The 3,918-nt window shown below is 72.4% G+C and carries 1 protein-coding gene and 2 pseudogenes; 1 reads left to right on the forward strand and 2 read right to left on the reverse strand.

Going from position 1 to position 3,918, the window contains the following annotated elements; all coding sequences use genetic code 11:
* Nucleotides 1–176: 176 nt before the first annotated feature.
* The gene (locus tag AC08OQ_RS11820; RefSeq protein WP_476601016.1) at nucleotides 177–1,064 is read left to right on the forward strand and encodes a class I SAM-dependent methyltransferase; all 888 of its coding nucleotides are present in this window, start codon (nucleotides 177–179) and stop codon (nucleotides 1,062–1,064) included.
* An 18-nt stretch (nucleotides 1,065–1,082) separates the two neighbouring features.
* On the opposite strand, the pseudogene AC08OQ_RS11825 reads toward AC08OQ_RS11820, so the two are convergent.
* Together AC08OQ_RS11825 and AC08OQ_RS11830 are read right to left on the reverse strand one after the other, a co-directional pair.
* Nucleotides 1,083–2,885 (reverse strand): annotated as a pseudogene (locus AC08OQ_RS11825) (dipeptide ABC transporter ATP-binding protein); the annotation flags it as partial.
* Nucleotides 2,882–3,918 (reverse strand): annotated as a pseudogene (locus AC08OQ_RS11830) (ABC transporter permease). The pseudogenes AC08OQ_RS11830 and AC08OQ_RS11825, both read right to left, overlap by 4 nt.

The raw sequence follows: 3,918 nt of genomic DNA on the forward strand, positions 1-3,918 counted from the left end.
TCCCCTAACAGGATGTCGACTATGGACGCAGAAAGCTATCTTGACCCCACACGAACACGATGCCTAATTTCAAAACGCAGGGCACGGAACTCGGCACTTGGCACGAGCCCGTGATGCACGATGGCGGACCGTCAGTACGTCGGATCGGTTGGCATACCTCGGCTGGGGAGAAACAGATGACGCAGACCGTCACGGCACAGGCGGCCCGACTCGGCGGGTACGACGACGCCAGCCGGCTTCGGCAGGCTCAGGACACCGACTGGGTGCTCGAGTTCGCCGATCCGACCGCCCGGTCCGTCGCCGATCTCGGCTGCGGCATCGGTTCCCTGCTCGCCGCGGCGCTCGACCGCCTGCCCGACGCCGTCGACGCCCTGGGCCTGGATCGTGAGGAGTCCCGGCTTGCCGAGGCTCGACGCAAGCTCGCCCCCTACGCGACCCGGGTACGGTTCCGCTTCGTCCAGGCCGATCTGCGCCGGCCCCCGCAACTGGCCGACGATGCGGGTCCCACGGCGTTCGACCTGGTCACCCTCACCTCGGTCCTGCACTGGATCCACCCCGACGAGGAGCAGCTGGTGCGGTGGATCTCCACGCGACTGCGGCCCGGCGGCGCCTTCCTGCTCACCACCCACCATCCCGAGCACGACGAGTACGGGTTCGGTGGCAGCGACGACCTCGCCCGGCAGGCCCTGGTCCGGCTGGGCCATGCGGCCGAGGACGTACCCAGGCTGCTGGCGGCGGCCGGGATCATTCCGATCGCCGTACGCACCCTGTCCGTGGACGACACCGCGACCCTGCTCGACGCGTACTTCGACATCGACGGCGTCGACGAACGCCCGGCGGTCGTGCGGGCCGCGAACGGCGAGGAGTACCAGCGGTTCCACGCGGCGACCTTTGGCACCTACTACAGCCGGCTCGTCGGTGCGGACCGTCAGGAGGACTACTTTCGGGCGATCGGGGAGGTCGCGCGGCACCGCCTCGACACCGACGGGCACATCACCCAGATGCCGGTACGGCTGTGGCGCTGTCGGCCAGGGGCGTCCCGGCCTGCGGAGACGGCCCGGTAGCCGCTGGGGGGTAGGCGGTCCGGGGAGCCGGGGCACCGCGGCGAGCAGCCGTACGGTGTAGGGGTGCCGGGGGGCGGTGAAGACCGTCTCCACGTCCCCGGACTCGACGACCCGCCCGTCGTACATCACCAGGACCCGGTCGCTGAGGTGCTGCACGACGCCGAGGTCGTGAGAGACGAAGACCATGGCCAGGCGGTGGGTCCGGCGCAGGTCGACGAGCAGGTCCAGGACCTGGGCCTGGATGGACACGTCGAGCGCGGACACCGGTTCGTCGCAGATCAGCACCTGCGGTTCCACGGACAGCGCCCGGGCGATGGCCACCCGCTGCCGCTGCCCGCCGGACAGCTCGACCGGTCTGCGCCGTAGTTCCCGCGCGGAGAGCCCCACCTGTTCCAGCCGTCGGACGGCGGCGTCGCGGCGCTCGGTTCGCGCGACCCCACCCACCCGCAGCGCCTGCGTCAGGATCCGGCCCACCGTCAGTCGTGGGTCGAAGGACCCCAGCGGGTCCTGGAAGATCGCCTGGATCTGCCGGCGGCGTGGTCGGCGGTCACGCTCCGGCACCCAGCTGCCCCAGCCGCCCCCAGGACCCGACGGGCCGACCCAGGGAACGCCGCCGAGCAGCACCTCACCCGCGTCGGGTTCGGTCAGACCCAGCATGATCCGGGCGAGCGTCGTCTTCCCCGAACCGGACTCGCCGACGAGCCCGAGGGTCTCCCCGCGGCGCAGCGCGAAGGAGACGTCCCGGACCACCTCGCGTCGCTCTCCGTCCGCCGTCCGGAACGCCTTGCGCAGTCCCGTCGCCCGCAGAAGGATCTCGGCGCCGGTCGAGCCGCCCGCGTCGAGCCCGGCAGACGCGAGCCCGGCCGCCGCGATCCCGGCCGCCGCGATCCCGGCTTCGTCGACGGGTCCGGCCAGCCGGCTGCCCCTGGTCCGCGCGGAGGGCACGGCGGCAAGCAGCTCGCGGGTATAGGCGTGTGTGGGATCGCCCAGCACCCGCTCGGTCGGGCCACTCTCCAGGATCACTCCGTCGCGCAGCACGGCGACCCGATCGGCGAGCCGGGCGACGACTGCCAGGTCATGGCTGATGAGCAGCAGTCCCATCCCGCTCTCGCGCAGACCGGCAAGCAGATCGAGGATCCGGGCCTGGACCAAGACGTCGAGAGCGGTGGTCGGCTCGTCGGCGATGAGCAGGTCCGGAGTGCCGGCCAGCGCCGCGGCGATCAGCACCCGCTGGCGCAACCCGCCGGAGAGCTGGTGCGGGTACTGCCGGGCACGGACCTGTGGATCAGGAATACCGGCCCGCGCCAGCAGCATCGCGATCCGGGGGCCACGTTCGGCCCGCGCGACTGGGCCCTGTGCCCGCAGCGCCTCGTCGACCTCCTGCTCGACCCGCCGCAGCGGATCGAGGGAACCGAGGGCGTCCTGGAGCACCAGGCCGATCCGGCGGCCACGCAGGGCGCGCCATTCCCGGTCCCGCAGCCCGATGAGGTCGGTCCCGCCCAGGCGCAGCCGCCGGGCCTGGACCGTCGCGTCCGCTCCGGCGAGTCCGACGAGGGCGCGGGCGGTCACGCTCTTACCCGATCCGGACTCGCCCACGAGGGCCACACACTCCCCCACACCGACATCGAAGGAGATTCCCCGCACCACCTCGACGGCCCGACCGCCCCGGCCGAAGGAGACCCGCAGCCCGTCGACGGTCAGCAGGGTCGCGGACGGCTCCTTCGCCCCCCGCGCGCTCAGAGGTGTCGAACCAGGGGGCGCCGACCCCAGCGGTGCCGAGTTCGGCGGTGCCGGCGGTGAGACCTGCGGCTGGTCGTTCACGGAGTCCGTCCCTCCACCCGCAGGCGGGCATGGCGGCCGAGCACGGTCACGGCGACGACAGTGGCGGCGATCGCCGCCCCGGGGAACACCACGACCCACCAGGCGGTGTCGATGACGCCTCGGCCGTCGGCGAGCATCGCCCCCCACTCGGGGGCCGGCGGCTTCGTACCGAGGCCCAGGAAACTCAGCGCCGAACCGGAGATGATCGCCGTCCCGATGCCGACGGTGGCCAGCACGAGCAGCGGTCCTAGCGTGTTCGGCACGATGTGGCGCAGCACGATCACCGGTCGGGGCAGGCCGAGCGCCACCCCGGCGTCGACAAACCCGGCATGGCGGACGACGAGGGCACGCGACCGCACAACCCGCGCGTAGCTGGGGACCGCCGCGATGACGAACGGAGCCTCCAGTGCGGTGTCAAGTCCCTCCCGCAGCACCTGGGCTGGGCGAGGACCCCGGCGATCGGCAGGGCCAGCGCGGACGCCGGGAGGACCAGCCCGGACGGGCCAGTGGCGCCGGCGCTGGGAAACCAGCCGAGGTGCGCAGAGAAGAGGGTGATGAGCAGGATGCCGATCCAGAACGTCGGGCTCGACACGACGAGCAGCTCGGCGCTGGTCGCCAGCATCCGGCCGAGCCGGTGGGTGGTGCCGCCCCGGCCGGCGGTCGACACCGCGAGCCCGATCGCCAGCAGCGCGGCGAGCGCGGACGCTGTGAGCGCCAGCTGCACCGTCGGCCACACCTGACCGGACAACACCTCCACGACCGGCCGCTGCAGCTGGTAGGAGGTGCCGAGATGGCCGGTCACCAGGCGGCGCAGCCAGGTGCCGTACTGGACGACGAGCGGCGACTGGAACCCGTACGTCTCGTTGATCTGCTCCCGAAGCTGCGGCGAGATCCCGAACGTCGGCCCGATCAAAGTGTCGACGGGATCACCCGGTACGACGTGCAGCGTCACGAAGGCCAACGTCGCCGCGCCCCACAGGACCCCGGCGCCCACGACCAGCCGGCGCAGCAGGAACCTCGCCACAGCCCGCAC

The sequence above is a fragment of the Frankia sp. CcCS3 genome (assembly GCF_977927575.1).

Excerpts from the sequence above, each read along its gene's own strand:
- AC08OQ_RS11820 (WP_476601016.1), top strand. The coding sequence starts at position 177 with ATGACGCAGACCGTCACGGCACAGGCGGCCCGACTCGGCGGGTACGAC.